Source organism: Oleiphilus sp. HI0128 (genome assembly GCF_001635365.1).
Window position 1 is genome coordinate 1 of sequence record NZ_LWGG01000493.1, and the last position, 318, is coordinate 318.

Sequence of the window (318 nt, forward strand, 5' to 3'; positions counted from 1 at the left end):
ATACGGGGGCAGAGACTGTTGGTCTTCCTTTTCCGGGAACGTCTCCTGCCGGGCCTGATGAAGATACACCCTTTGGTGTGCTAATGGGGGAAACCATGGCGCAGGCCTATACCGAAAATTATGGTATTCGAAATCTAAGCCCTGATATTACTTATACTGATGAGTGGGTCGTTCCTGCCGATACAGACAATGATATTAGCTATGCTTATGAAGATTTAACGACACCAATGCCAATTAAGGAAACTTGTGAAGGGACTTGGGGACTAGGGTGTCGAATAGTGGTGAACTATGAAACACATATTCATTCTCTATGGTCGG

At 45.6% G+C, this 318-nt stretch carries 1 pseudogene; it reads left to right on the forward strand.

The features are described from left to right. A pseudogene (locus A3763_RS28285) lies at positions 1 to 318 on the forward strand (hypothetical protein); the annotation flags it as partial.